Source organism: Streptomyces sp. WAC 01529, assembly GCF_003945545.1.
GTDB classification, from domain to species: domain Bacteria; phylum Actinomycetota; class Actinomycetes; order Streptomycetales; family Streptomycetaceae; genus Streptomyces; species Streptomyces anatolicus.
Map to the genome: position 1 here is coordinate 6,228,165 of NZ_CP029617.1, position 23,145 is coordinate 6,251,309.

General features: G+C 70.0%; 16 protein-coding genes. 11 read left to right on the forward strand and 5 right to left on the reverse strand.

Annotated elements, in window-relative coordinates:
- Nucleotides 1-124 precede the first annotated feature (124 nt).
- The gene (hflX, locus tag DMA15_RS27905; protein WP_125515491.1) at nucleotides 125-1,615 is read left to right on the forward strand and encodes a GTPase HflX; all 1,491 of its coding nucleotides are present in this window, start codon (nucleotides 125-127) and stop codon (nucleotides 1,613-1,615) included.
- 112 nt (nucleotides 1,616-1,727) lie between these two features.
- Here the strand turns inward: hflX and DMA15_RS27910 are convergent, their stop codons facing one another.
- Both DMA15_RS27910 and DMA15_RS27915 read right to left on the reverse strand, forming a co-directional pair.
- Entirely contained in the window at nucleotides 1,728-2,948 is a 1,221-nt protein-coding gene (locus DMA15_RS27910; protein ID WP_125515492.1) for a hypothetical protein, read from the reverse strand.
- Nucleotides 2,949-3,142: 194 nt separating this feature from the next.
- A complete protein-coding gene (locus DMA15_RS27915) occupies nucleotides 3,143-4,384 on the reverse strand; it encodes a hypothetical protein (RefSeq protein ID WP_125515493.1) in 1,242 nt (413 codons plus the stop codon).
- A 561-nt stretch (nucleotides 4,385-4,945) separates the two neighbouring features.
- On the opposite strand from DMA15_RS27915, the gene DMA15_RS27920 reads away from it, so the two are divergent.
- The 5 genes from DMA15_RS27920 (at nucleotide 4,946) to DMA15_RS27940 (ending at nucleotide 13,414) form a co-directional block, all read left to right on the forward strand.
- Nucleotides 4,946-6,505, forward strand: a complete 1,560-nt coding sequence (locus DMA15_RS27920; RefSeq protein ID WP_125515494.1) for a diaminobutyrate--2-oxoglutarate transaminase family protein — start codon at nucleotides 4,946-4,948, stop codon at nucleotides 6,503-6,505.
- A 174-nt stretch (nucleotides 6,506-6,679) separates the two neighbouring features.
- Nucleotides 6,680-8,602, forward strand: a complete 1,923-nt coding sequence (locus tag DMA15_RS27925; RefSeq protein ID WP_125515495.1) for an IucA/IucC family protein — start codon at nucleotides 6,680-6,682, stop codon at nucleotides 8,600-8,602.
- A gap of 36 nt (nucleotides 8,603-8,638) precedes the next feature.
- Entirely contained in the window at nucleotides 8,639-9,436 is a 798-nt protein-coding gene (locus DMA15_RS27930; RefSeq protein WP_125515496.1) for a GNAT family N-acetyltransferase, read from the forward strand.
- A gap of 68 nt (nucleotides 9,437-9,504) precedes the next feature.
- Entirely contained in the window at nucleotides 9,505-11,394 is a 1,890-nt protein-coding gene (locus tag DMA15_RS27935) for an IucA/IucC family siderophore biosynthesis protein (protein ID WP_240659956.1), read from the forward strand.
- Between the two features lie 40 nt (nucleotides 11,395-11,434).
- Nucleotides 11,435-13,414: an ATP-dependent DNA helicase gene (locus DMA15_RS27940; protein WP_125515497.1), complete on the forward strand. Its 1,980-nt coding sequence runs from the start codon at nucleotides 11,435-11,437 to the stop codon at nucleotides 13,412-13,414.
- A 105-nt stretch (nucleotides 13,415-13,519) separates the two neighbouring features.
- On the opposite strand, the gene lexA is transcribed toward DMA15_RS27940, so the two are convergent.
- Complete coding sequence (gene lexA, locus DMA15_RS27945; RefSeq protein WP_125515498.1) at nucleotides 13,520-14,305, reverse strand: transcriptional repressor LexA; 786 nt, start codon at nucleotides 14,303-14,305, stop codon at nucleotides 13,520-13,522.
- A gap of 506 nt (nucleotides 14,306-14,811) precedes the next feature.
- On the opposite strand from lexA, the gene nrdR reads away from it, so the two are divergent.
- Entirely contained in the window at nucleotides 14,812-15,354 is a 543-nt protein-coding gene (gene nrdR / locus DMA15_RS27950; protein ID WP_125515499.1) for a transcriptional regulator NrdR, read from the forward strand.
- 138 nt (nucleotides 15,355-15,492) lie between these two features.
- A complete protein-coding gene (locus DMA15_RS27955) occupies nucleotides 15,493-18,396 on the forward strand; it encodes a vitamin B12-dependent ribonucleotide reductase (protein ID WP_125515500.1) in 2,904 nt (967 codons plus the stop codon).
- 95 nt (nucleotides 18,397-18,491) lie between these two features.
- Here the strand turns inward: DMA15_RS27955 and DMA15_RS27960 are convergent, their stop codons facing one another.
- Entirely contained in the window at nucleotides 18,492-19,076 is a 585-nt protein-coding gene (locus DMA15_RS27960) for a TerD family protein (protein WP_276314374.1), read from the reverse strand.
- A gap of 111 nt (nucleotides 19,077-19,187) precedes the next feature.
- Here DMA15_RS27960 and DMA15_RS27965 point away from each other — a divergent pair, with 111 nt between their 5' ends.
- Both DMA15_RS27965 and DMA15_RS27970 read left to right on the forward strand, forming a co-directional pair.
- Entirely contained in the window at nucleotides 19,188-20,009 is an 822-nt protein-coding gene (locus DMA15_RS27965; RefSeq protein WP_125515502.1) for an arylamine N-acetyltransferase, read from the forward strand.
- A 33-nt stretch (nucleotides 20,010-20,042) separates the two neighbouring features.
- Nucleotides 20,043-20,648: a YdbC family protein gene (locus DMA15_RS27970; protein ID WP_125515503.1), complete on the forward strand. Its 606-nt coding sequence runs from the start codon at nucleotides 20,043-20,045 to the stop codon at nucleotides 20,646-20,648.
- 43 nt (nucleotides 20,649-20,691) lie between these two features.
- On the opposite strand, the gene DMA15_RS27975 is transcribed toward DMA15_RS27970, so the two are convergent.
- On the reverse strand, nucleotides 20,692-21,318 hold the full coding sequence (locus DMA15_RS27975) for a TetR/AcrR family transcriptional regulator (RefSeq protein WP_240659959.1): 627 nt from the start codon (nucleotides 21,316-21,318) through the stop codon (nucleotides 20,692-20,694).
- A 201-nt stretch (nucleotides 21,319-21,519) separates the two neighbouring features.
- On the opposite strand from DMA15_RS27975, the gene DMA15_RS27980 reads away from it, so the two are divergent.
- Nucleotides 21,520-23,130 (forward strand): ABC-F family ATP-binding cassette domain-containing protein, encoded by a 1,611-nt coding sequence (locus DMA15_RS27980; RefSeq protein ID WP_346428925.1) that lies wholly within the window; start codon nucleotides 21,520-21,522, stop codon nucleotides 23,128-23,130.
- The last annotated feature ends 15 nt before the right edge of the window (nucleotides 23,131-23,145 follow it).

The following is a 23,145-nucleotide window of genomic DNA, read 5'->3' on the forward strand; positions in this document are numbered from 1 at the left end:
CGGCGCGACCGGTCCGGGCCCGGGAATCTCCGGGCCGCCCCGTGCGTTGTCGACTGTGACGGATCAGGCATCACGCTTCACGCCTCCGTCCGCATTCCCATCGACGTATCGACGTAAGGAACCAATGACCTCCTCTTCTTCCCCTTCCCAGGACGCACAGAGCTTCGCGCAGAACTACCCCGAAGGTCTTCGGGCCGATGCCCTGATGGAAGAGGACGTCGCCTGGAGCCACGAGATCGACGGAGAGCGGGACGGCGATCAGCTCGACCGCTCCGAGCGCGCGGCTCTGCGCCGCGTCGCCGGACTCTCCACCGAGCTCGAGGACGTCACCGAGGTCGAGTACCGACAGCTCCGTCTGGAGCGTGTGGTGCTCGTCGGCGTGTGGACCTCCGGGACGGTTGACGATGCGGAGAACTCCCTCGCCGAGCTGGCCGCTCTCGCGGAGACCGCGGGCGCGCTCGTGCTCGACGGCGTCATCCAGCGCCGCGACAAGCCGGACCCGGCGACGTACATCGGCTCCGGCAAGGCCCTGGAGCTGCGCGACATCGTGCTCGAGACCGGAGCCGACACCGTCGTGTGCGACGGTGAGCTGAGCCCCGGCCAGCTGATCCACCTCGAAGACGTCGTCAAGGTCAAGGTGGTCGACAGGACCGCCCTGATCCTCGACATCTTCGCCCAGCACGCCAAGTCCCGAGAGGGCAAGGCACAGGTCGCCCTCGCGCAGATGCAGTACATGCTGCCGAGGCTCCGCGGCTGGGGTCAGTCGCTCTCCCGTCAGATGGGTGGCGGCGGCGGTGGCGGCATGGCCACCCGTGGCCCCGGTGAGACGAAGATCGAGACGGACCGGCGACGGATCCGCGAGAAGATGGCGAAGATGCGCCGGGAGATCGCGGAGATGAAGACGGGCCGCGACATCAAGCGGCAGGAGCGCCGTCGCAACAAGGTGCCTTCGGTCGCGATCGCCGGTTATACGAACGCGGGCAAGTCCTCGCTCCTCAACCGCCTCACGGGCGCGGGCGTCCTGGTGGAGAACTCGCTGTTCGCCACCCTCGACCCGACCGTGCGCCGGGCCGAGACGCCGAGCGGCCGGGTCTACACCCTGGCCGACACGGTCGGGTTTGTACGGCACCTGCCGCACCACCTCGTCGAGGCGTTCCGCTCCACGATGGAGGAGGTCGGCGACTCCGACCTGATCCTGCACGTGGTGGACGGTTCGCACCCGGTGCCGGAGGAGCAGCTGGCCGCCGTGCGCGAGGTGATCAGGGACGTCGGCGCCACCGACGTACGCGAGATCGTGGTGATCAACAAGGCGGACGCCGCGGACCCGCTGGTCCTCCAGCGGCTGCTGCGCAACGAGAAGCACGCGATCGCGGTCTCCGCGCGCACCGGCGCCGGCATCGCCGAGCTTCTCGCGCTCATCGACACCGAGCTGCCGCGGCCCGAGGTCGAGATCGAGGCCCTCGTTCCGTACACGCACGGCCAGCTCATCTCGCGCGCACACGCCGAGGGCGAGGTGCTCTCCGAGGAGCACACCGGCGACGGCACCCTGCTCAAGGCGCGGGTGCACGAGGAGCTTGCCGCGGATCTGAGTCCGTACGTGCCCGCCGCGCGCTGACGGCGGCCGCGACGGACAAGCGCCGTCGGACAAGTGACATGGCGAAGGCCCGCCAGGCCCGCCCCCTCTCGTAGGGGGCGGGCCTTCGCCATGTCAGGTATGTGCCGCGCGGCTACCGCGAGCCGTACTTCTTGCTCATCATGTCGTAGACCCGCTCGGCGCCCTCGCCCAGCTGCGGTCCCGCGAGCCAGGTGTTCTCGGCCGGACCGATGGAGGTGTTGGACACCAGCTCGGTCTTGTCGCCCACCATGCGGAACCAGCCGCCGCCGGACGAGCCACCGGTCATGGTGCAGCCGATGCGGTACATCGTCGGCAGCGACGGCGACAGCGAGAGACGGCCGGGCTTGTCCACGCACTTGTGCATCATCAGGCCGTTGTACGGGGGAGCGGCCGGGTAGCCCCAGGCGCCCATCGAACTCACGCTGGGCGCGGACGGAGTCGAGAAGTCGACATCGAGAGCGTTGCCGACGGTCTCCTCCAGGGACTTGCCGCCCTGCTCCGGCTTCACGTGCATCACGGCGTAGTCATGCGTCGCGCCCGCGCCGCCCGTCGGACCGCCTTCGTTGATCCACTCGTTGGAGGTGGAGACCCAGTCCGCCCAGTACTGGCCGTAGGGGGCTATCTCCTGCGGGGCCGCGTTGCCCAGCTCGGCCTCGGACTTGCCGAGGTCGTTGTAGGAGGGCACGAAGGCGATGTTGCGGTACCAGCCGCCCTCCTTGCCGGCGTGCACACAGTGGCCCGCGGTCCACACGAGGTTGGACTTGCCGGGGTTGCGCGGGTCCTTCACGACGGTGCCGGAGCAGACCATCGAACCCTCGGGGGAGTCGAAGAAGATCTTGCCGACCGGGGCGGCGTTCTCGTGGTACGGCGTCTTCTCGGGCTTGGCCTGGACCGGCGTCGGCTCGGGATCGGTCGCGCCCTGGTCGGCGGCGGCGTCCTTCGTGGCGATCGTCTTCTTCGGGTCCTTGGCCTTCTGCATCCGCTCGGGCTTCCAGAGCCCGGCGATGACGGGGTTGACGAAGTCCTTGGACTCGCGCAGCCAGTCGTCCTTGTCCCAGTTCTTCCAGGCGCCGTTCTTCCACTTGTCCGGGTCGATGCCGTGCTCCTTGAGCCTGTCGGCGAGGTCGCCGGGCAGCTTGGAGTCGGCACCCTCGGAACCGGCGTTCGAACCGTCGGCTCCCTGGGAGGCGGCGCTGTCCGACTGGTCGGACGCCTTGTCGTCGCTGGGACCGCAGGCCGTGGCGGTGAGCGCCAGAGCCGCGGCGAGCCCGGTGGCGGCGAGTGCGACGCGCCGCCCACGGCTGCGCGCGAACGGCGCGCGAGTGGAACGCATGGTGCTGTTACCCCCGATGGGACGTGTGTGTGCGAGACGCCGTGAGGGCGATCCCGCAGAATTGCCATGTACGTGTCATGCATGGATCCGAAGAGTCCGGAAACCGTGTTGACACAACACCCCACTATGCCTGTGAGGTTGGGGACGAACGGCGGCGGGGTCGTGAAGGTTTCCGGCGACCCCGCCGCGGCTGGTCACTGGCCGGCGAACTTCTTGCTCACCGCGCCGTAGACGCCCTTGGCCTCCTTGCCCAGGCGCGGACCGGCCAGCCAGCCCGCCGACACCGGACCGATGGAGGTGTTCGACACCAGGGCGGGCTTGCCGTCCTTGCCCTGGGCGACCCAGCCGCCGCCGGACGAACCGCCGGTCATGGTGCAGCCGATGCGGTACATCGTCGGGTCGGGCTTGGTGAGCGAGAGCCGGCCCGGCTTGTCGCCGCACTGGAACAGCTTCTGGCCGTCGAAGGGCGGCGCCGCCGGGTAGCCGGTGGCCGTCATGGTCTTGATCTGGGGTACCGCGGGGGCGTTGAAGTCCACCGGGAGCGCCGAACCGACGGTCTCCTCGAGCGACTTGCCCTCGCTGCCCTTCTCGGGCTTCACGTGCATGACGGCGAAGTCGTACGGCGCGCCCTTGCCGCCCGTCGGACCGCCCTGCTCGATCCACTGGTCGGAGGTCTGCGCCCAGTCCCCCCACCAGACGCCGTACGGAGCGACCTCTTCCTTGGGGGCGTTCCGCAGCTCCTCGGCGGACTTGCCGCTGTTGTTGTACGAGGGGACGAAGACCATGTTGCGGTACCAGCCGCCCTTGGCGCCCGCGTGCACGCAGTGGCCCGCCGTCCACACCATGTTGGACTTGCCGGGGTGGGCCGGGTCCTTGACGACGGTCGCGGAGCAGACCATCGAGCCCTCGGGGCCGTCGAAGAAGAGCTTGCCCGACTCGGCGGCCCGGTCGTGGTACGGCGCCTGCACGGCGGCCGCCTCCACGGGCTCCGGCGTCGGATCGGTGACGCCCTGGTCACCGGAGATGTCGTTGTCGTCGACGCTCCGGTCCGGGTTCTTGTCGGCGTCCCGCATCCGGTCCGAGTCCCACAGGTCCTCGATGATCGGGTTGACGTAGTCGCCGGCCTCGCGCAGCCAGTCGTCCTTGTCCCAGTTCTTCCAGGCGCCGTTCTTCCACTTGTCCAGGTCGATCCCGTGCTCCTTGAGCCGGTCCTGGAGGTCCCCGGGTATCTGGATCTTGTCGTCGCCGGAGCCGCCCCCGCTCTCACCGGGCTGCGCCGACGAGGAGTCGCCACCGGCGTTGTCCTCACTGGGGCCGCAGGCCGTGGCGGTCAGTACGAGCGCCGCGCCGAGCGCCACCGAGGCCGCCAAGGGGGAGGTTCGGGTGCGCGCGCTCCTCCCACTGCGGGCGGTGAAGAGCGGACGTATGGGTCGCATCGTGAGATTCCCCCTGGCTTCGAGAACGTTCGGAAGTGCTGGACATCCGGGCGCGGAACACCCGTCGCACACCGGCGCGGAACCCCCGAGGATCGGGGGAGCGGCGCACCTGTCGCTGGTGAGCGGCCCCCCACACTATGCCGGTGCCGTTGGGGACGGCCGACGGAAGGGCAACGGTTCCGTCACGGCAAGGATCTTCCGATAACCCGTGCTCCTCCGGGGTCACGATCGTTGGTACGTACGGGGGAGGCGCGTCCTGCGTTCATCTCCCCTGCCAATTCGCCCGCGCGGTCGACCGCATGAGGCTTCTCGGAGCCCTCCTCGGAGGCGTACGGGAGCTCCACCGGACCGGACGCGCCCGTCCCCAGCGGGAGGACCACAGTCGTGGCCGTGACCGAGCCTGCGCCCGCGGCGGTGTCCGCGGCATGTTCCGTAACGCGGTCCGGGGAGCCTGCGCAGGCCCCGGTGCCAGGGCAGGCTGCTTCACCCGGCCAGGCCCCGGTGCTCGGGCAGGCCGCTTCGCCCGGGCTGCCCGCGTCGCCCGAGCAGGCCGCGTCCGCCATGCAAGAGGGGATTCTGCGGAGGCAGTCGGCGCGCGAATCGGCGGCCCGCACCTACGCGCGAGCCCTGCCGATCGTGCCCGTACGAGCCCGCGGCATGACCATCGAAGGTGCAGACGGGCGCCGCTATCTCGACTGCCTCTCGGGCGCCGGGACCCTGGCCCTCGGCCACAACCACCCCGTGGTGCTCGAAGCGATCAGGAAGGTCCTCGACTCGGGGGCGCCCCTGCACGTCCTCGACCTGGCCACGCCTGTCAAGGACGACTTCACCACCGAGCTGTTCAGCACACTGCCGCGCGGCCTCGCCGAGCGCGCGCGGATCCAGTTCTGCGGCCCCGCCGGGACGGACGCCGTGGAGGCCGCGCTGAAACTGGTCCGCGCGGCCACCGGACGCGACGGCATGCTGGCCTTCACCGGCGCCTACCACGGCATGACGGCCGGGGCGCTCGAAGCATCCGGCGGCGCCCGGGACGTACGCGTCACACGCCTCCCCTTTCCGCAGGACTACCGCTGCCCGTTCGGCCTCGGCGGCTCGGACAGCGCCGAACTCTCCGCCCGCTGGACCGAGAGCCTCCTGGACGACACCAAGTCGGGCGTACCGACCCCGGCAGGCATGATCCTCGAACCCGTCCAGGGCGAGGGCGGAGTCCTTCCGGCGCCCGACGCCTGGCTGCGCCGGATGCGTGAGATCACCGCCGCGCGCGGGATCCCGCTCATCGCGGACGAGGTGCAGACGGGCGTCGGACGCACCGGCGCCTTCTGGGCCGTCGAGCACAGCGGTGTCGTCCCGGACGTGATGGTGCTCTCCAAGGCGATCGGCGGCAGCCTTCCGCTCGCTGTCGTGATCTACCGCGACGACCTCGACGTCTGGCCTCCCGGCGCCCACGCGGGCACCTTCCGCGGCAACCAGCTCGCCATGGCCGCGGGCGCCGCGACCCTCGCCTACGTCCGTGCGAACGGCCTCGCCGAACGTGCCGCCACCCTCGGCGCCCGCATGCTCGCCCAACTCCGCTCGCTCGCCGCGGCCCACCCCTGCGTCGGCGAGGTGCGCGGCCGGGGTCTGATGCTGGGCGTCGAACTGGTCGAGCCGGTCGGTGCTGCTGGAGGCAGCGAAGGCAGCGAAGGCAGCGCGGGCAGCGCAGGCACCGCAGCCAGCCGGGGTGAGGACTTTGAGGGCTCCCCGTGCACCAGCGGCGAGGACGCCGGCGGGGCGGTGTCCGGTCAGGCGGGGCCCGGGCGGGTGGTGTCCGGGCAGGCGGGGCCTGGCCAGGCGGTGCCCGGTCACGCCGTGTCCGCTCAGACGCCCACCGCGCACGATCCGGGCGCCGGAGCCATGGGTACTCTGCCGAGCACCACCCGCCCTTGCCCTCCGGCCCCCCAACTGGCCGCTGCCGTGCAGCGCGAGTGCCTGCGCCGCGGGCTCATCGTCGAACTCGGCGGCCGCCACTCCAGCGTCGTACGTCTCCTTCCTCCCCTGACCATCACCGACGAACAGGCGGCCGCGGTCCTCGACCGTCTCGCCGACGCGCTGGCCACCGCGGCGCGTTCCCACCACGGATAGCCAAGACGGATCCGGGCTGCCCCGGCGCTCGTGAGACGCCGGGTACGCCCCGGCTCCCGTCGCCACACGGAGCCCGAACAACCTCACAAGGAACCCCTCTTGAACGCCACCCCCGCATCCGAAGGCCGCCCCCGCCCCCACGCCCCAGGCGCGTGCGGCACGCAATCCTCACCGGTGGCGGAGTCCAGTACGGTCCCCCGGCAGAAGGGTGGCGGCCACGAGGCCGAGCACCTGCGCGGCGCGTCCGCCGACCTCCTGGAGCACCCCGACCCGCACATCGCCGCGCAGGCGGCGGCCCTCGAGAACCTCCTGCGCTGCTGGGTCAGGGAGAACAACCTCCCGGCACCGGACCACGGCCCCCTGCGCGTCCCCCTCGACGCCAGCGGCACGGCCCTGCTCGTCCCCGTGCACTACTGGTCGGCCACCGGCTGGCACCGATTCGGCCTCCCCTACCTGGAGGACGGCCCGGCGAGCGCCCCACCCGTCGACGCGGTCACCGTCGCCGCCCTCCTCAGCCGCGAGACGGGCCGCCGCGATGCGCAGCCGACGAACAGCGACTCGGCAGCGCTGCCGGAGCCGCTGCCGGAGCAGGGCGAGGCGAGGAGTGCCCCGGCGGAGGCAGCGCCCCCGGCAGACTCGGTGGACGGCGCCGACCTGGTCGGCCGGGTCGCCGACTCGGTCCGCCGGACCGCCACCTTCATCGCCGACCGGCGCGACCGTCCCGGTGACGAGCCCGACCTCTTCCTCGCCGCCGAACAGTCCCTGCTCCTCGGGCACCCCCTGCATCCGACCCCCAAGAGCCGCGAGGGCCTGTCCGACGGCGAAACCCGCCTCTACTCACCGGAGTTGCGCGGCGCCTTCGCACTGCACTGGCTGGCCGTCGACCGCTCCGTGCTCTCCTCGGACTCGGCCTGGACCGAGCGCGGCCGCGCCGTCCCGGCCGACCAGCTCACCGCCCGCCTGGCAGGACTCGAACTGCCGCTGCCGGAGGGCCGCGTCGCACTCCCCGTCCACCCATGGCAGATCCGCGAACTCCGGCACCGCCCCGAGGCGGCCGAACTCCTCGACGCGGGACTCCTCCAGGACCTCGGCCCGCACGGCACCCCCTGGCACCCCACCTCCTCCGTACGCACTCTCTACCGCACCGACGCGGCCGCCATGCTCAAGCTCTCGCTCGGCCTGCGCATCACCAACTCCCGTCGTGAGAACCTCCGCAAGGAGCTCCACCGAGGCGTCGAGGTCCACCGCCTGTTGCGCAGCGGCCTCGCCGAGCAGTGGCAAGCGGCCCACCCCTGCTTCGACGTGGTCCGCGACCCCGCCTGGCTGGCCGTCGACGGCCGCGACGGCGCCCCGGTGACCGGGCTGGACGTCATGATCCGGCACAACCCCTTCGCCCCCGGCGACGACGCCACCTGCGTCGCCGGCCTCGTCTCGCCCAGGCCGTCGGCGCTTCCCGGCTGCCAGGAGCGCCGACCGATGCGCTCCCGGCTCGGTGAGATCGTCACCAGGCTGGCCGGGCGAACGGGCCGCCCCCGGGGAGCCGTCGCCACCGAGTGGTTCCTGCGCTACCTGGAGAGCGTCGTCCGCCCCGTGCTGTGGCTCGACAGTGAGGCGGGCGTCGCCCTGGAGGCGCACCAGCAGAACACGATCCTCCTGCTCGATCCCGAAGGCTGGCCCGTGGGCGGCCGCTACCGCGACAACCAGGGCTACTACTTCCGGGAGTCCCGGCGCGCCGAACTGGACCGGCGGCTCCCCGGCATCGGCCGGCACAGCGACACCTTCGTATCCGACGAGGTGACCGACGAGCGGTTCGCCTACTACCTCGGCATCAACAACGTCCTGGGCCTGATCGGCGCCTTCGGTGCCGAACGGCTCGCGGACGAACGGCTGTTGCTCGCCGCCTTCCGGCGCTTCCTCGGCGACATCGCGTCCGGCCCCGAACGGCTGCGCACCTCGCTGCCCGCCACGCTGCTCGACTCACCCGTGTTGCGCTGCAAGGCCAACCTGCTGACCCGGCTGCACGGCCTCGACGAGCTCGTCGGCCCGGTCGACACCCAGTCCGTCTACGTCACCATCACCAACCCCCTTCATTCCTGAGGAACATGCCCCACCTCTTCTGACAGGAGCGACGCCGTGCCTCCCACCGATGCGAGCACCGACGCCGGGACCGATCCCACAGCCTCCGGTGCCGACGGCGCAGACACCCTCGATCTGCGCCTGCCCGACGAGCTTGTCGCCCTGCTCGCCGAGCGCGAAGAGCGAGCCGGGCGGGCAGCTCACATCGGCCGAGGAGAGCGTGCGCCGGACCAGGCCAGGGGCGCCGTACCAGCCGACGACCTCCTCGGCGGTGGTGCGGCGGACGACCTCCTCGGCGGCGTTGCCGACTGGGGGCCGACCACCACCGACGCCGGTGTCTTCCAGCTCGTACCCGTCCGTCTCGAACGCGACCTCCCGCTGATCAGCCGGTGGATGAACGACCCTGCCGTGGCCGCCTTCTGGGAACTCGCGGGGCCCGAAGCCGTCACAGAGGCCCACCTGCGTCCCCAGCTCGACGGAGACGGACGCAGCGTCCCCTGCCTGGGCGTGCTGGAGGGCATGCCGATGAGCTACTGGGAGATCTACCGGGCAGACCTCGACCCCCTGGCCCGGCACTATCCTTCGCGCCCGCACGACACCGGAATCCACCTCCTCATCGGCGGCGTCGTCAACCGCGGCCGCGGCCTCGGCACTTCGCTTCTCAGAGCCGTCGCCGACCTCGTCCTCGACCACCGCCCCGCATGCGCACGCGTCCTCGCAGAACCCGACCTGCGCAACACCCCCTCCGTCTCCGCATTCCTGAGCGCCGGCTTCCGCTTCTCCGCCGAAGTGGACCTGCCCGACAAGCGGGCGGCGCTCATGGTCCGTGACCGGGCCCTGCGCGCTGTGCTCTGACCCGATCACTCTCCGTCACTCATGGAACGACGCTCGACCCGATCCGGTTCCCTCCCCGAGGAGTCCCCGTGCCGAATCCTTCCGCCGGCCCCATCGCCCGCCCTTCCGCCGCTCTCCACGCTCCACCCGAGCTGACCCAGGACAGATGGCGCGAGGCCGGACGCCGGCTGCTCGCCAAGATGCTCGGCGAGTTCGCCTACGAGGAGATCATCCGGCCCGTACCGGTCATAGGGGGCGAGACGGGCACGTACCGCCTCATCCTCGAACCGCAGCAGACCGACGGGCCCTCCACACCGGCGGCGCCCCTCGCCCCCGCCGACGGCCAAGGCGGCCCGTGCCTCACCTTCCGGGCCCGCCGGGGCTCGTACGGCGGCTGGCACGTGGACCCGGCCAGCCTGACCCTGACGGAGGGCGGCTCGACGGCCCGACCCTTCACCGACCCAGTCCGATTCCTGGCGCTCGCCCGCCACACCCTGGGACTCGACGGAGCCACCCTCGGCCATCTGATCCGTGAGCTGACCGTCACGCTCTGCGCCGACACCCGGATCGACCACACCGCGCTCACCGCGGCCCGGCTCGCCGACCTCGGTTACGCGGAACTGGAAGGGCACCAGACAGGCCACCCCTGGCTCGTCCTCAACAAAGGGCGCATCGGTTTCTCCGCGAGTGACACCAGCCGCTGGGCGCCCGAGGCCCGCCGCCCCACGACGCTCCCATGGATCGCCGTCCACACCGATCTGGCCGTCTACCGGGGCATCGGCGGAGTGAGCACCGCCCAGCAGCTCTACGCCCGCGAGCTGACCGCCGACGCCCAGGAGGCCTTCGCGGACTTACTCCGCGCGCGCGGGCTCGACCCCCGGGAGTACCTCTACCTCCCGGTACACCCCTGGCAGTGGGACGAGATCGTGCTCCCGCTCTTCGCGCCCTCCGTCGCGGCGGACGCCATCGTTCCGCTCGTCAGCGACGGTGACCTGCGTCTTCCCCAGCAGTCCATCCGTACGTTCCTGAACGTGTCCCGCCCCGACCGGCACACCGTGAAACTGCCGCTGTCGGTCCTCAACACCCTGGTGTGGCGAGGTCTCCCGACGGAGCGCACGGTCGCGGCACCGGCGGTCACGGCGTGGATGCACGCACTGCGCGACGCCGATCCCTTCCTGCGCGACGAATGCGGGGTCATCCTGCTCGGCGAGGTGGCATCGGTGGCCGTCGAGCACCCCGTGTACGACGGTCTCCCCGAAGTCCCGTACCAGTACAGGGAACTGCTCGGCGCCATCTGGCGCGAACCGATCACCCATTACCTCGCCCCTGATGAGCGCGCGCGCACCCTCGCCTCCCTGCTGTACGTCGACCCGGACGGCAAGGCCTTCGTCGCGGAACTCGTCGAACGTTCGGAACTGGCACCCTCCGTATGGCTGCGCCGGCTCTTCGCCGCCCTGCTGCCCCCGCTGCTGCACTTCCTCTACCGCTACGGAACGGTCTTCTCCCCCCACGGGGAGAACGCCATCGTCGTCTTCGACGACAAGGACGTGCCCGTCCGGCTCGCGGTGAAGGACTTCGTGGACGACGTGAACGTCAGCGCCACGCCACTGCCCGAGCACGACTCCATGCCGGACGACGTGCGCGACGTACTGCTCACGGAGCCGCCCGGTTTCCTCACCCAGTTCATCCATTCCGGTCTCTTCGTGGGCGTCTTCCGCTATCTGGCGCCCCTGTGCGAGGAACAACTGGGCGTTCCGGAGGCCGATTTCTGGTCCGCCGTGCGCGCGGAGATCCTCCGGCACCAGGCACGGTTCCCTGAGCTGAAGGAGCGGTACGAGACGTTCGACCTGCTCACACCACGTATCGAGCGGTTGTGCCTCAACCGGAACCGACTCCTCCTCGACGGATACCGCGACCGCCCCCAGCGCCCCCACGCCGCCGTGCACGGGACCGTGCCCAACCCCCTCCACCAGCCTTGATCGCGGGATTGTCAGTGCGGCACCGTAGGGTGGTCGCGCTATGACGAAGCCCTCCCTCCCCGAGCTCCTGCACGCCGCCGTCACCGCTGTCGGCGGCACGGAACGCCCTGGCCAGGTCTCCATGGCCGAGGCCGTCGCCGAGGTGATCGACGACGGCTCCCACCTGCTGGTCCAGGCCGGCACCGGCACGGGCAAATCCCTCGGCTACCTCGTGCCTGCCCTGGCCCACGGGGAGCGCGTGGTGGTCGCCACCGCCACGCTCGCCCTCCAGCGCCAGCTCGTGGAGCGGGACCTGCCGCGCACGGTGGAGGCGCTGCATCCGCTGATGCGCCGCCGCCCCCAGTTCGCGATGCTCAAGGGCCGCTCGAACTACCTGTGCCTGCACCGCCTCCATGAGGGCGTGCCCCAGGAGGAGGAAGAGGGCCTCTTCGACCAGTTCGAGGCGGCCGCGCCCACCAGCAAGCTGGGCCAGGACCTCCTGAGGATGCGGGACTGGGCGGACGAGACCGAGACGGGCGACCGCGACGATCTCACCCCCGGTGTCTCCGACCGCGCCTGGTCCCAGATCTCCGTCTCCTCCAGGGAGTGCCTCGGCGCCTCGAAGTGCGCCTATGGAGCGGAGTGCTTCGCCGAGGCGGCTCGCGAGCGCGCCAAGCTCGCCGACGTCGTCGTCACGAACCACGCGCTGCTCGCCATCGACGCCATCGAAGGCGCCCCCGTCCTTCCCCAGCACGAGGTCCTGATCGTGGACGAGGCCCATGAGCTGGTCTCCCGCGTCACGGGCGTCGCCACGGGGGAGCTGACTCCCGGGCAGGTCAACCGCGCCGTGCGCCGCGCGGCCAAGCTCGTCAACGAAAAGGCGGCCGACCAGCTCCAGACCGCTTCGGAGGGCTTCGAGCGGCTGATGGAGCTGGCCCTGCCGGGTCGCCTGGAGGAGATCCCCGAAGACCTCGGCTATGCCCTGATGGCCCTCCGCGACGCCGCCCGCTCGGTGATCACGGCGCTCGGCTCGACCCGCGACAAGTCGGTCCAGGACGAGGACGCCGTCCGTAAGCAGGCGCTCGCCTCCGTGGAGTCGATCCACGACGTGGCGGAGCGCATCACGAACGGCTCGGAGTGGGACGTCGTCTGGTACGAGCGGCACGACCGTTTCGGGGCCTCCCTGCGCGTGGCGCCGATGTCCGTGTCGGGTCTTCTGCGGGAGAAGCTCTTCGCCGACCGTTCGGTGATCCTCACCTCTGCCACGCTCAAGCTCGGCGGCGACTTCAACGGAGTGGGGGCCTCGCTCGGCCTGGCCCCCGAGGGCACCGAGTCCGAGGACGCCCCGCAGTGGAAGGGCCTCGACGTCGGCTCCCCGTTCGACTACGGCAAGCAGGGCATCCTGTACGTCGCCAAGCACCTGGCCCGGCCGGGGCGCGAGGGCACGCGCGGCGACATGCTCGATGAGCTGGCCGAGCTGATCGAGGCGGCGGGCGGGCGCACCCTCGGCCTGTTCTCCTCCATGCGGGCCGCCCAGAGCGCGGCGGAGGAGCTGCGGGGCCGCCTCGACATGCCGATCCTCCTCCAGGGTGAGGAGACCCTGGGCGAGCTGATCAAGGGCTTCGCGGCGGACGCGCGGACCTGCCTCTTCGGGACGCTCTCGCTCTGGCAGGGCGTGGATGTGCCGGGCCCCAGCTGCCAGCTGGTGGTCATGGACAAGATCCCGTTCCCGCGTCCCGACGACCCGCTGATGAGCGCCCGCCAGAAGGCGGTCGACGAGGCCGGCGGCAATGGCTTCATGGCGGTCGCGGCGACGCACGCGGCCCTGCTGATGGCACAGGGCGCGGGCCGTCTCGTACGAGCGTCGGGGGACCGTGGCGTGGTCGCCGTCCTGGATCCCCGGCTGGCCACCGCGCGCTATGGCAGCTATCTGCGGGCTTCGCTGCCCGATTTCTGGTACACGACGGACCGTAATCAGGCGCGCCGCTCGCTGGCCGCGATCGACGCGGCGGCGAAGGCTGCCGAGGGGGCCGAGGCGTAGGAGTCTGACCGCTGCGTCCGCCGCCCCAGGGTCCCTGGGGCGGCGGACGCAGCAGGGCCCCGGAACCGGCGCAGTTGGTTCCGGGGCCCGGTCAGGGGCGGAGGCTCATACCCGCCGCAGCACCGCCACGACCTTGCCGAGGATGGTGGCCTCGTCGCCGGGGATCGGCTGGTACGCGGAGTTGTGCGGGAGCAGCCAGACGTGCCCGTCCTCGCGCTTGAAACGCTTGACCGTGGCTTCGCCGTCCAGCATGGCGGCCACGATGTCGCCGTTCTCCGCGACGGGCTGGCGGCGGACCGTGACCCAGTCCCCGTCACAGATCGCGGCCTCGATCATCGAGTCACCGACGACCTTCAGTACGAAGAGCTCGCCGTCGCCCACGAGCTGCCGGGGGAGAGGGAAGACGTCCTCCACCGACTCCTCGGCGAGGATCGGGCCACCGGCCGCGATGCGGCCGACGAGCGGGACGTACGAAGCGGCGGGCTTGCCGGTGGTGTCGGTGGGCTGGCTGCTCGGCTGGTCCGAGCCGCGCACCTCGTAGGCCCGCGGGCGGTGAGGGTCGCGGCGGAGGAAGCCCTTGCGCTCCAGGGCCATCAGCTGATGGGCGACCGAGGAGGTGCTGGAGAGCCCCACCGCCTGACCGATCTCCCGCATGGACGGTGGGTAGCCGCGCCGCTGCACGGAGTCCCGGATGACCTCGATCACCCGGCGTTGCCGGTCGGTGAGTCCCGAGCTGTCGGCGCGGATGCCTGGAGGTCGCCCTGGCAGGGAGCGCGTGGGCTTGGGCCCCTCCTGGTTCGCGGCTGCGTCATTCATGGCATGCACCGGCTCGAGTCGGCTCTGGGAGCGGTCCTGGGCAGTGATGGTGGCGCTGTCTGCGGTGGTGGTCACGTCGGTCGGCCCCTCTCGAGATGTTCTCTCCCTAGCTAGCCAACGGTAGTTGCTTTCGAAAGGTTGCGCCAAACACACGTTCGAGTGAAAAATCGAAGATTACCTGACGTGATCAGGGGCCCAGGTGTATGGCTGACGCTCGCGCCGAACGGCAATTCGGTTCATTACGGTACGCTTCACCGCCGGGGTCGTGAGCCCTTCGGTGGAGCTCTCATACTGCCACCCGGTGCCCCGTCGACCCGGCACCGGGCCCCGTTCCGAGCGGCGCGAGTGGCCGCTGGGTAGCCGCTTCGTAGGTCTGAGACGATCTGGTGCGGCGCGACACGCGTGGTGTCGGAAAAGCGACCAAACCCCAGATCTAGTGGTTGGATTGCGTCAGCAGCCCAGAAGTTGTGGTCCCTGGTCTTTCAGGGTCGTGGGCATCGCCTATGCTTGGGGCTGCTTCGAGGGCCCCAAGGGCCCGTTGAGGCTTATGAGTCGTGCCATGAAGGAGGGTTGGGAGTTCCATGCACTGCCCCTTCTGCAGGCACCCCGACAGCCGCGTAGTCGACAGCCGCACCACCGACGACGGCACGTCGATCCGAAGGCGCCGCCAGTGCCCTGACTGCTCCCGTCGTTTCACGACAGTGGAGACGTGCTCACTGATGGTGATCAAGCGCAGCGGCGTGACCGAGCCCTTCAGTCGTACGAAGGTCATCAATGGCGTCCGCAAGGCATGCCAGGGACGGCCGGTCACCGAGGACGCCCTCGCTCTGCTCGGCCAGCGGGTCGAGGAGGCGGTGCGCGCCACCGGGAGCGCCGAGCTGACCACCCACGACGTCGGGCTGGCCATACTCGGTCCGCTGCAGGAACTCGACCTCGTCGCCTACCTGCGCTTCGCGTCCGTGTACCGGGCGTTCGACTCGCTCGAGGACTTCGAGGCTGCCATCGGGGAGCTGAGGGAACAGCGGCTCGCCGAGCCGCGCGACGCGGGCGGAGAGCGCGTCGTGAACGACCGCGGGCCTGGAGGGACTGTAGAAGTCCCCGTGCCCGCCACCGCCGCCGACTGACCGGCTGACCGACCGGCCGGCGGCAAACCAGACCTGTTGCGGGTGTCCTCTGTGATGCCCCGCAACGCCAGAAACACATCCGTGCCACGGGAAGAACGTGGTACTTCAGGGCGTTTTAGCCTGAAACAGGGAGGCGGCATGACCGAGACGACGAGCGGCCCGGCACGAGGTTCCCGCGCCAAGGGATCCAAGGCCAGCAAGGGTCTGCGCATCGAGCGCATCCACACGACCCCCGGCGTGCATCCGTACGACGAGGTGGTCTGGGAGCGCCGTGACGTCGTCATGACCAACTGGCGCGACGGCTCGGTCAACTTCGAGCAGCGTGGCGTCGAGTTCCCCGACTTCTGGTCGGTGAACGCGGTCAACATCGTCACCAGCAAATACTTCCGCGGGGCCGTCGGTACCCCGCAGCGCGAGACCGGCCTCAAGCAGCTGATCGACCGCATCGTGAAGACCTACCGCAAGGCCGGCGAGGACTACAGCTACTTCGCCTCGCCCGCAGACGCCGAGATCTTCGAGCACGAGCTGGCGTACGCCCTCCTGCACCAGATCTTCAGCTTCAACTCGCCGGTCTGGTTCAACGTCGGTACGCCCCAGCCGCAGCAGGTCTCCGCCTGCTTCATCCTGGCCGTCGACGACTCCATGGAGTCGATCCTCGACTGGTACAAGGAAGAGGGCATGATCTTCAAGGGCGGCTCCGGCGCCGGCCTGAACCTCTCCCGCATCCGTTCCTCCAAGGAACTGCTGTCCTCCGGAGGCAACGCCTCGGGTCCCGTCTCCTTCATGCGCGGCGCCGACGCCTCCGCGGGAACGATCAAGTCCGGTGGCGCCACGCGCCGCGCGGCCAAGATGGTCATCCTCGACGTCGACCACCCCGACATCGAGGGCTTCATCGAGACCAAGGTGAAGGAAGAGGAGAAGATCCGCGCCCTGCGCGACGCGGGCTTCGACATGGACCTGGGCGGCGACGACATCACGTCCGTCCAGTACCAGAACGCCAACAACTCGGTCCGCGTGAACGACGAGTTCATGAAGGCCGTGGAGTCCGGCTCCAAGTTCGGCCTGCGCGCCCGGATGACCGGCGACGTCATCGAGGAGGTCGACGCCAAGTCGCTCTTCCGCAAGATGGCCGAGGCCGCCTGGGCCTGCGCCGACCCCGGCATCCAGTACGACGACACCATCAACGCCTGGCACACCTGCCCGGAGTCCGGCCGGATCAACGGCTCCAACCCGTGCAGCGAGTACATGCACCTGGACAACACGTCCTGCAACCTCGCCTCGCTGAACCTGATGAAGTTCCTGAAGGACGACGGCAAGGGCACGCAGTCCTTCGACGTCGAGCGCTTCTCGAAGGTCGTCGAGCTGGTCATCACCGCGATGGACATCTCGATCTGCTTCGCGGACTTCCCGACCCAGAAGATCGGCGAGAACACCCGCGCCTACCGCCAGCTGGGCATCGGCTACGCCAACCTCGGCGCCCTGCTCATGGCGACCGGGCACGCGTACGACTCCGACGGCGGTCGCGCCCTCGCCGGCGCCATCACGTCGCTGATGACGGGTACGTCGTACAAGCGTTCCGCCGAGCTGGCCGCGGTCGTCGGTCCCTACGACGGCTACGCCCGCAACGCCACGCCGCACAAGCGCGTCATGAAGCAGCACTCCGACGCCAACGCCTCGGCCATCCGCGTCGACGACCTGGACACGCCGATCTGGGCCGCCGCCACGGAGGCCTGGCAGGACGTGATCCGCCTCGGCGAGAAGAACGGTTTCCGTAACTCCCAGGCGTCCGTCATCGCGCCGACCGGCACCATCGGTCTCGCGATGTCCTGCGACACCACGGGCCTGGAGCCCGACCTCGCCCTGGTGAAGTTCAAGAAGCTCGTCGGCGGCGGCTCGATGCAGATCGTCAACGGCACCGTGCCGCAGGCCCTGCGTCGCCTGGGCTACCAGGAGGAGCAGATCGAGGCGATCGTCGCCCACATCGCCGAGAACGGCAATGTGATCGACGCCCCGGGGCTGAAGACCGAGCACTACGAGGTCTTCGACTGCGCCATGGGCGAGCGCTCCATCTCCGCGATGGGCCACGTCCGCATGATGGCCGCGATCCAGCCGTGGATCTCGGGCGCCCTCTCCAAGACGGTCAACCTCCCGGAGACCGCCACCGTCGAGGACGTCGAAGAGGTCTACTTCGAGGCCTGGAAGATGGGCGTCAAGGCGCTCGCCATCTACCGCGACAACTGCAAGGTCGGCCAGCCGCTCTCCGCCAAGAAGAAGGAGGCGGAGAAGACCGAGATCACCGAGAAGGCCGAGGACACGATCCGTGCCGCGGTCGAGAAGGTGGTCGAGTACCGCCCGGTCCGCAAGCGCCTCCCGAAGGGCCGTCCCGGCATCACGACCTCCTTCACGGTGGGTGGCGCCGAGGGTTACATGACCGCCAACTCCTACCCGGACGACGGTCTGGGCGAGGTCTTCCTGAAGATGTCCAAGCAGGGCTCGACCCTCGCGGGCATGATGGACGCCTTCTCCATCGCCGTCTCGGTCGGTCTGCAGTACGGCGTGCCCCTGGAGACGTACGTCTCCAAGTTCACGAACATGCGCTTCGAGCCGGCCGGTATGACGGACGACCCGGACGTGCGGATGGCGCAGTCGATCGTCGACTACATCTTCCGCCGCCTGGCGCTGGACTTCCTGCCCTTCGAGACGCGCTCCGCGCTCGGCATCCACTCGGCCGAGGAGCGTCAGCGTCACCTGGAGACGGGTTCGTACGAGCCGTCCCTGGACGACTCCGAGGTCGACGTCGAGGGCCTGGCCCAGTCGGCGCCGCGGCAGACCGAGACCCTGAAGGCGGTCGCCATGCCGAAGGCGGAGGCCGAGGCGGCCAAGCCCGCCCCGCAGCAGGCGCACACCAGCGCCGAGCTCGTCGAGATGCAGCTGGGCATCCAGGCCGATGCGCCGCTCTGCTTCTCCTGCGGTACGAAGATGCAGCGGGCGGGTTCCTGCTACATCTGCGAGGGCTGCGGCTCCACCAGCGGCTGCAGCTGATTTGGCGGGCTGTCCGCGTGACAGCACGTGACACTGGCTGACAGTGCATGAAGGGGATCGACGACGCGTCGGTCCCCTTCGTCATGCCCTCGACGTCAGAGCTTGCCTCCCATGAGGGCGGCGAACTCCGTCGGACCGGCGTCGAAGCCCCGGATGACCTCGCGGAACGACCACGCCCCCGATTCGTCCCTGGTGAACTCGGCGACGGTCGAGGCCGTGCGCCCGGCGACACCGGCCAGGTCGTTCTGGGCCAGCTCCGTGTGGCCCTCGCGAATCCTCACCGCCGTGTTGGGGATGTCGCCGAACACCCTCTGCTCGTCGTGCTGTTGGATGGCGACACCCACCACCACGCGCGCGTACGTGGACGCGAGACGGTCCAGCTCGAGCACCATGACCTCGTCGTAACCGAAGCCCTGGCCCGTCCTGCTGTCACGGTTGAGGGTGATCGTGCCGTCGGGAGAGCGGCTGTCGAAGTGCACGAGGTACACAGGGGCTCCGTATGGAGCGTCCGACGTGTACGTGGCGGCGATGATGTCGAGGTCGTGGGGAGGGGACCCGGCAGGGCTCGGGTCCCACTTGAGACCCACTTCGACCTTCTTGATTCCCTTGCTGACACTGCTCATTGGGCTTCCCCCTCCTCGTGACCCGGCGCTGCGGTTCCGCCAGGATGTCCCACACACACGCTACGACGCACGACTGACAACGGCGTAGCGTCCCTGGTCAGGGGGCGCAACGGGACGGCGTGCTGAACGGGTTGGCGCCTGTCGGCGGCCACGGGAGATCATTGCCCCATGACATGGAACGGGGATGAACTCGATCTCGACGCCTACTTGGCGAGAGTCGGGCACACGGGGGACACGAAGCCGGATCTGGACACTCTCCGCGCGCTCCACAGGGCGCATGTGGCGTCGATCCCCTTCGAGAACCTCGAGGTGATGCTCGGCCGTCCGGTCCCGCTGGACCTGGCGGCACTGCAGGACAAGATGGTGCGCGGGCGGCGGGGAGGCTACTGCTACGAACAGAACCTGCTCTTCGCGGCGGCTCTCGAACGCATCGGGTTCAACGTCACGGGACTGGGGGCGCGCGTCAGGGCCGGGGCCTCCACCACGCGCGCGGTGACGCACATGCTCCTGAAGGTCGAGGTGGACGGGGAGGAGTGGCACTGCGACGTGGGGTTCGGCGCAGAAGGGCTGCTCGAACCGATCCCGCTGCTCGACGGGGTGGAAGTGCGACAAGGAGAGTGGCGTTATCGCATCGACGGCGAGGACGGCGGGGTTCTGGTCCTGCGGACGTGGCGCCCCGACGGGTGGTTCGATCTGTACGCCTACACCCTGGAGTCACGTCTTCCCGTCGACTACGTAGTGATGAACCACTACACATCGACCCATCCCAGGTCGTCGTTCATCCGGCGGCCGGTGATACAGCAGGGCACTCCGCGGGTGCGCCGCAGGCTGGTGGGAGATCAGTTGAGTGTGGCGCGCCCGGACGGCTCCGTCGTCGAACGGACCGTTCCTGTGGGCGAATTGACGCACCTTCTCGCGCGGGAGTTCGGCATCGAGCTGGAAGCTGACGATTCAGCCGAGCTGATCAGGGTGCACTACGCCGGAGCGTGACCCCGGCCGCGCGCTGCGCCGTACGATGGCGCGGTGCTGGTCAAGTGGATTCGCTGCACCGTGGTGGACCGTCGGGGGTTCGAGCGAGGGCAGCGAAAGTGGGCGGGGCTTTTGGGTGAGCCGGGGTTCCGGGGGCAGGGCGGGGGGTGGAGCAGAGAGCGGGCGGGCGTCGCCCATGTCTTCGCCTTCTGGGAGAGCCGGCCCTTCTACGACTCCTTCATGGCCCGCTCGCACGACCGCCTCGCGGCCGCGCAGGGGGGTACGTACAAAAACCTCCAAGCCAAGCTCTTCGATCACCGCTTCGACGTGAAGACGGGATTCGAGCCGCGCTTCACGGACGCCGACGTGGTGCGTGTCGCGCACTGCCGGGTCCGTGAAGCGCGGGTGGATCACTTCGCGCTGATGCAGGAGAAGGTCTGGAATCCGGCGATGGCAGGGTCGCCCGGAATGGTGCGCGGTCTCTTCGGAGAGGCCCCTGGACACGAATTCCTCGTGCTCTCCATGTGGCAGTCCGCCGCGGAGCACGGCAAGTACCGCGCCGAACGAGTGGAACGTCTCTCGTTGCGTGCGCAGACGGACGCCGATGTCTCCGCTCTCGCCGGGGACATCGTGCAGCTGGAGCCGTCGTGGACGGTATGAGCCCTGTCCGCGGGTGTGAGCCTGGTCCGCGGAGCGGCCACTGTCACCGTCTGGTGAAAGCTCCTGCGCGGGCTGCGGCAACGGCAGCCGCCGCCGACTGATCGGCGAGAGCCGTATCGATCGGCTCACGGGTGATGAACACCCGGAGAAACAAGGGCGCCGACACGGCACGGACGAGCGCGGCCGAGTCGACGTCCGGGGTCGCCTCGCCGCGCTCCACGGCACGCGCGACGACTGCCTCGCAGCGGCTGAACCGCTCGGCGTAGAAGGCGTGGAGGGCTTCGGCCGCCCGCTCCGACTGGAAGGCCGCGGCGATGAAGGCGGTGGGTGCGGCGGCCGTCGCCGCGTCGGAGAAGGAGTCGACCACCTCCCGGGCCAGTTCGCGCAGGTCCCCCTCCAGGCTGCCGGTGTCCGGCGGAGTCCATGCGTCCTCGCCCGCCATGGCCAGGGCGTCGGCGACCATTCCTTCGAGCCCGCCCCAGCGGCGGTACAGCGTGGTCTTGTGGACGCCCGAATGATCGGCCACGTATTCGACGGTGAGGCCGGGGTAGCCATGGTCGGCCAGGCCGCTCAGCACGGCGTCGCGGACGGCGGCGCGGGTGCGGGCGGTGCGGCCGCCGGGGCGCCGGGTGCCGGGGGCGGCGGCCGTCGCTGTCGCTGCTGACTCCACTTCGGCGGGCTTCGACGCCGGGTCTTGCGGTGACCCGGCACCCCGTCGGCGGCTCTGACCAGCTGCGACAGGTTTGTCGGCCATGGCTCGGCTCCCCTCAATTGCTACTTCTGTTGCGTTAGGTTTGGCATATGTGCCACACTCATCGTAACGCGACTTCCGTTGCGTTTGTCTGGTGTGGATATGGAACCGGGGGTGCCCTTGCCTACTCAGATCTCTCTGCATGGCGTGACCAAGGCCCGTGGCGAGCGGCTGCTGTTCGATGGCGTCTCCTTCGCGATCAGGCCGGGCGAGCGCATAGGCGTCGTGGGGGAGAACGGCGCGGGCAAGTCCACCCTGCTGCACCTGATGTCCGGCAACGAGCAACCCGATGAGGGGGAGATCGTCACCGTCGCCGAGCAGGGGGTCGGGCTGCTCGCGCAGACTCCCCAACTGTCCGCGGACCGCCGGGTCGGTGACGCGATCGATGCGGCGCTCGCCGAGCTGCGTTCCATGGAGCGACGGCTGCGCGACCTCGAGGCGAGCCTTGATTCCGCCACCGACCAGGCCCTGGGTGAGTACGGCGGCCTGCTCACCGCTTTCGAGATGCGCGGCGGCTATGAGGCGGACGCGCGGGTGGACAAGGCGATGAACGGCCTGGGGCTCGGGCACATCGGCAAGGACAGGATCCTCGGCAGCCTGTCCGGCGGTGAACAGGCGCGGCTCGGCCTGGCCTGCCTCATCGCGGCCGCCCCGGAAGTCATGCTCCTGGACGAGCCGACCAATCACCTGGACGAGGGGGCGCTCGACTGGCTGGAGGGCGCCCTGACGGCACATCGCGGCACAGTGGTCGCGGTCTCCCACGACCGCACCTTTCTGGAGCGAGTCGCCACCGCCATCCTCGAAGTGGACGCCGACCGCAGGACGGTGGTGCGGCACGGCGGCGGCTATCAGGGACTGCTCGCCGCACGGTCAGCCGCCCGCGCGCGCTGGGAGCAGGAGTACGCGCGGTGGTGCGAGGAGACGGACCGGCTCCAGGAGTTCATGGCGACCACCGCCCATGCCGTCGCCGGCGGGCGCGGCATGAAGGACAACAACAAAATGGCGTACGACCGAGCGGGCGGCCGGGTCCAGGCCTCCGTCGCGGGCCGCGTGCGCAACGCGCAGGAGCGGCTCCGCAGACTGCGCGAGCAGCCGGTCGCCAAGCCTCCCGAGCCACTGAGGTTCGCGGCACGCCCCGTAACGGGCGCCGCCGAGGGGGCGCTGGTGACCCTGCGCGATGTGCGCGTGGGCGAGCGGCTCGCCGTGGACGAGCTGACGGTTTCGGCCGGCGAGCGACTGCTGATCCACGGGGGCAACGGCGCGGGGAAGTCCACCCTGCTGCGCACCATGGCGGGCGTCCTGGAGCCTGATCAAGGGACCGTCGTCCGCAGAGGGCGGATCGGCTATCTCGCCCAGGAGATACCGGTACAACGCCCTGCCGAGCGAGTCCTCGACGCGTTCGGCAAGGGCCTCGGCCTGACCGAGGAGGAGCAGACGGAACTGCTCCTGTCGTACGGCCTCTTCCGGGAGCGCGACCTGCACCTCCCCGTGGGGGTGCTCTCCGCCGGACAGCGCCGCAGGCTGGCCCTCGCCCGCCTGCTCGCCCGCCCCGCGGACCTGCTGCTCCTCGACGAGCCCGCCAACCACTTGGCGCTCGGCCTGGTCGAGGAGCTGGAGACGGCGCTCGACCAGTGGCCAGGAGCGCTGGTCGTCGTCTCGCACGACCGATCCCTGCGTCGGCGTTTCACGGGTCGAATACGCCGGATGGAGTCCGGACGGCTACCCGGCTGACCCGCCCGACACCGA

Coding starts and splice junctions, on each gene's coding strand:
- DMA15_RS27915 (WP_125515493.1), bottom strand. CDS start 4,384: ATGCGACCCATACGTCCGCTCTTCACCGCCCGCAGTGGGAGGAGCGCG.
- DMA15_RS27940 (WP_125515497.1), top strand. CDS start 11,435: ATGACGAAGCCCTCCCTCCCCGAGCTCCTGCACGCCGCCGTCACCGCT.
- hflX (WP_125515491.1), top strand. CDS start 125: ATGACCTCCTCTTCTTCCCCTTCCCAGGACGCACAGAGCTTCGCGCAG.
- DMA15_RS27955 (WP_125515500.1), top strand. CDS start 15,493: ATGACCGAGACGACGAGCGGCCCGGCACGAGGTTCCCGCGCCAAGGGA.
- nrdR (WP_125515499.1), top strand. CDS start 14,812: ATGCACTGCCCCTTCTGCAGGCACCCCGACAGCCGCGTAGTCGACAGC.
- DMA15_RS27965 (WP_125515502.1), top strand. CDS start 19,188: ATGACATGGAACGGGGATGAACTCGATCTCGACGCCTACTTGGCGAGA.
- DMA15_RS27920 (WP_125515494.1), top strand. CDS start 4,946: ATGCAAGAGGGGATTCTGCGGAGGCAGTCGGCGCGCGAATCGGCGGCC.
- DMA15_RS27910 (WP_125515492.1), bottom strand. CDS start 2,948: ATGCGTTCCACTCGCGCGCCGTTCGCGCGCAGCCGTGGGCGGCGCGTC.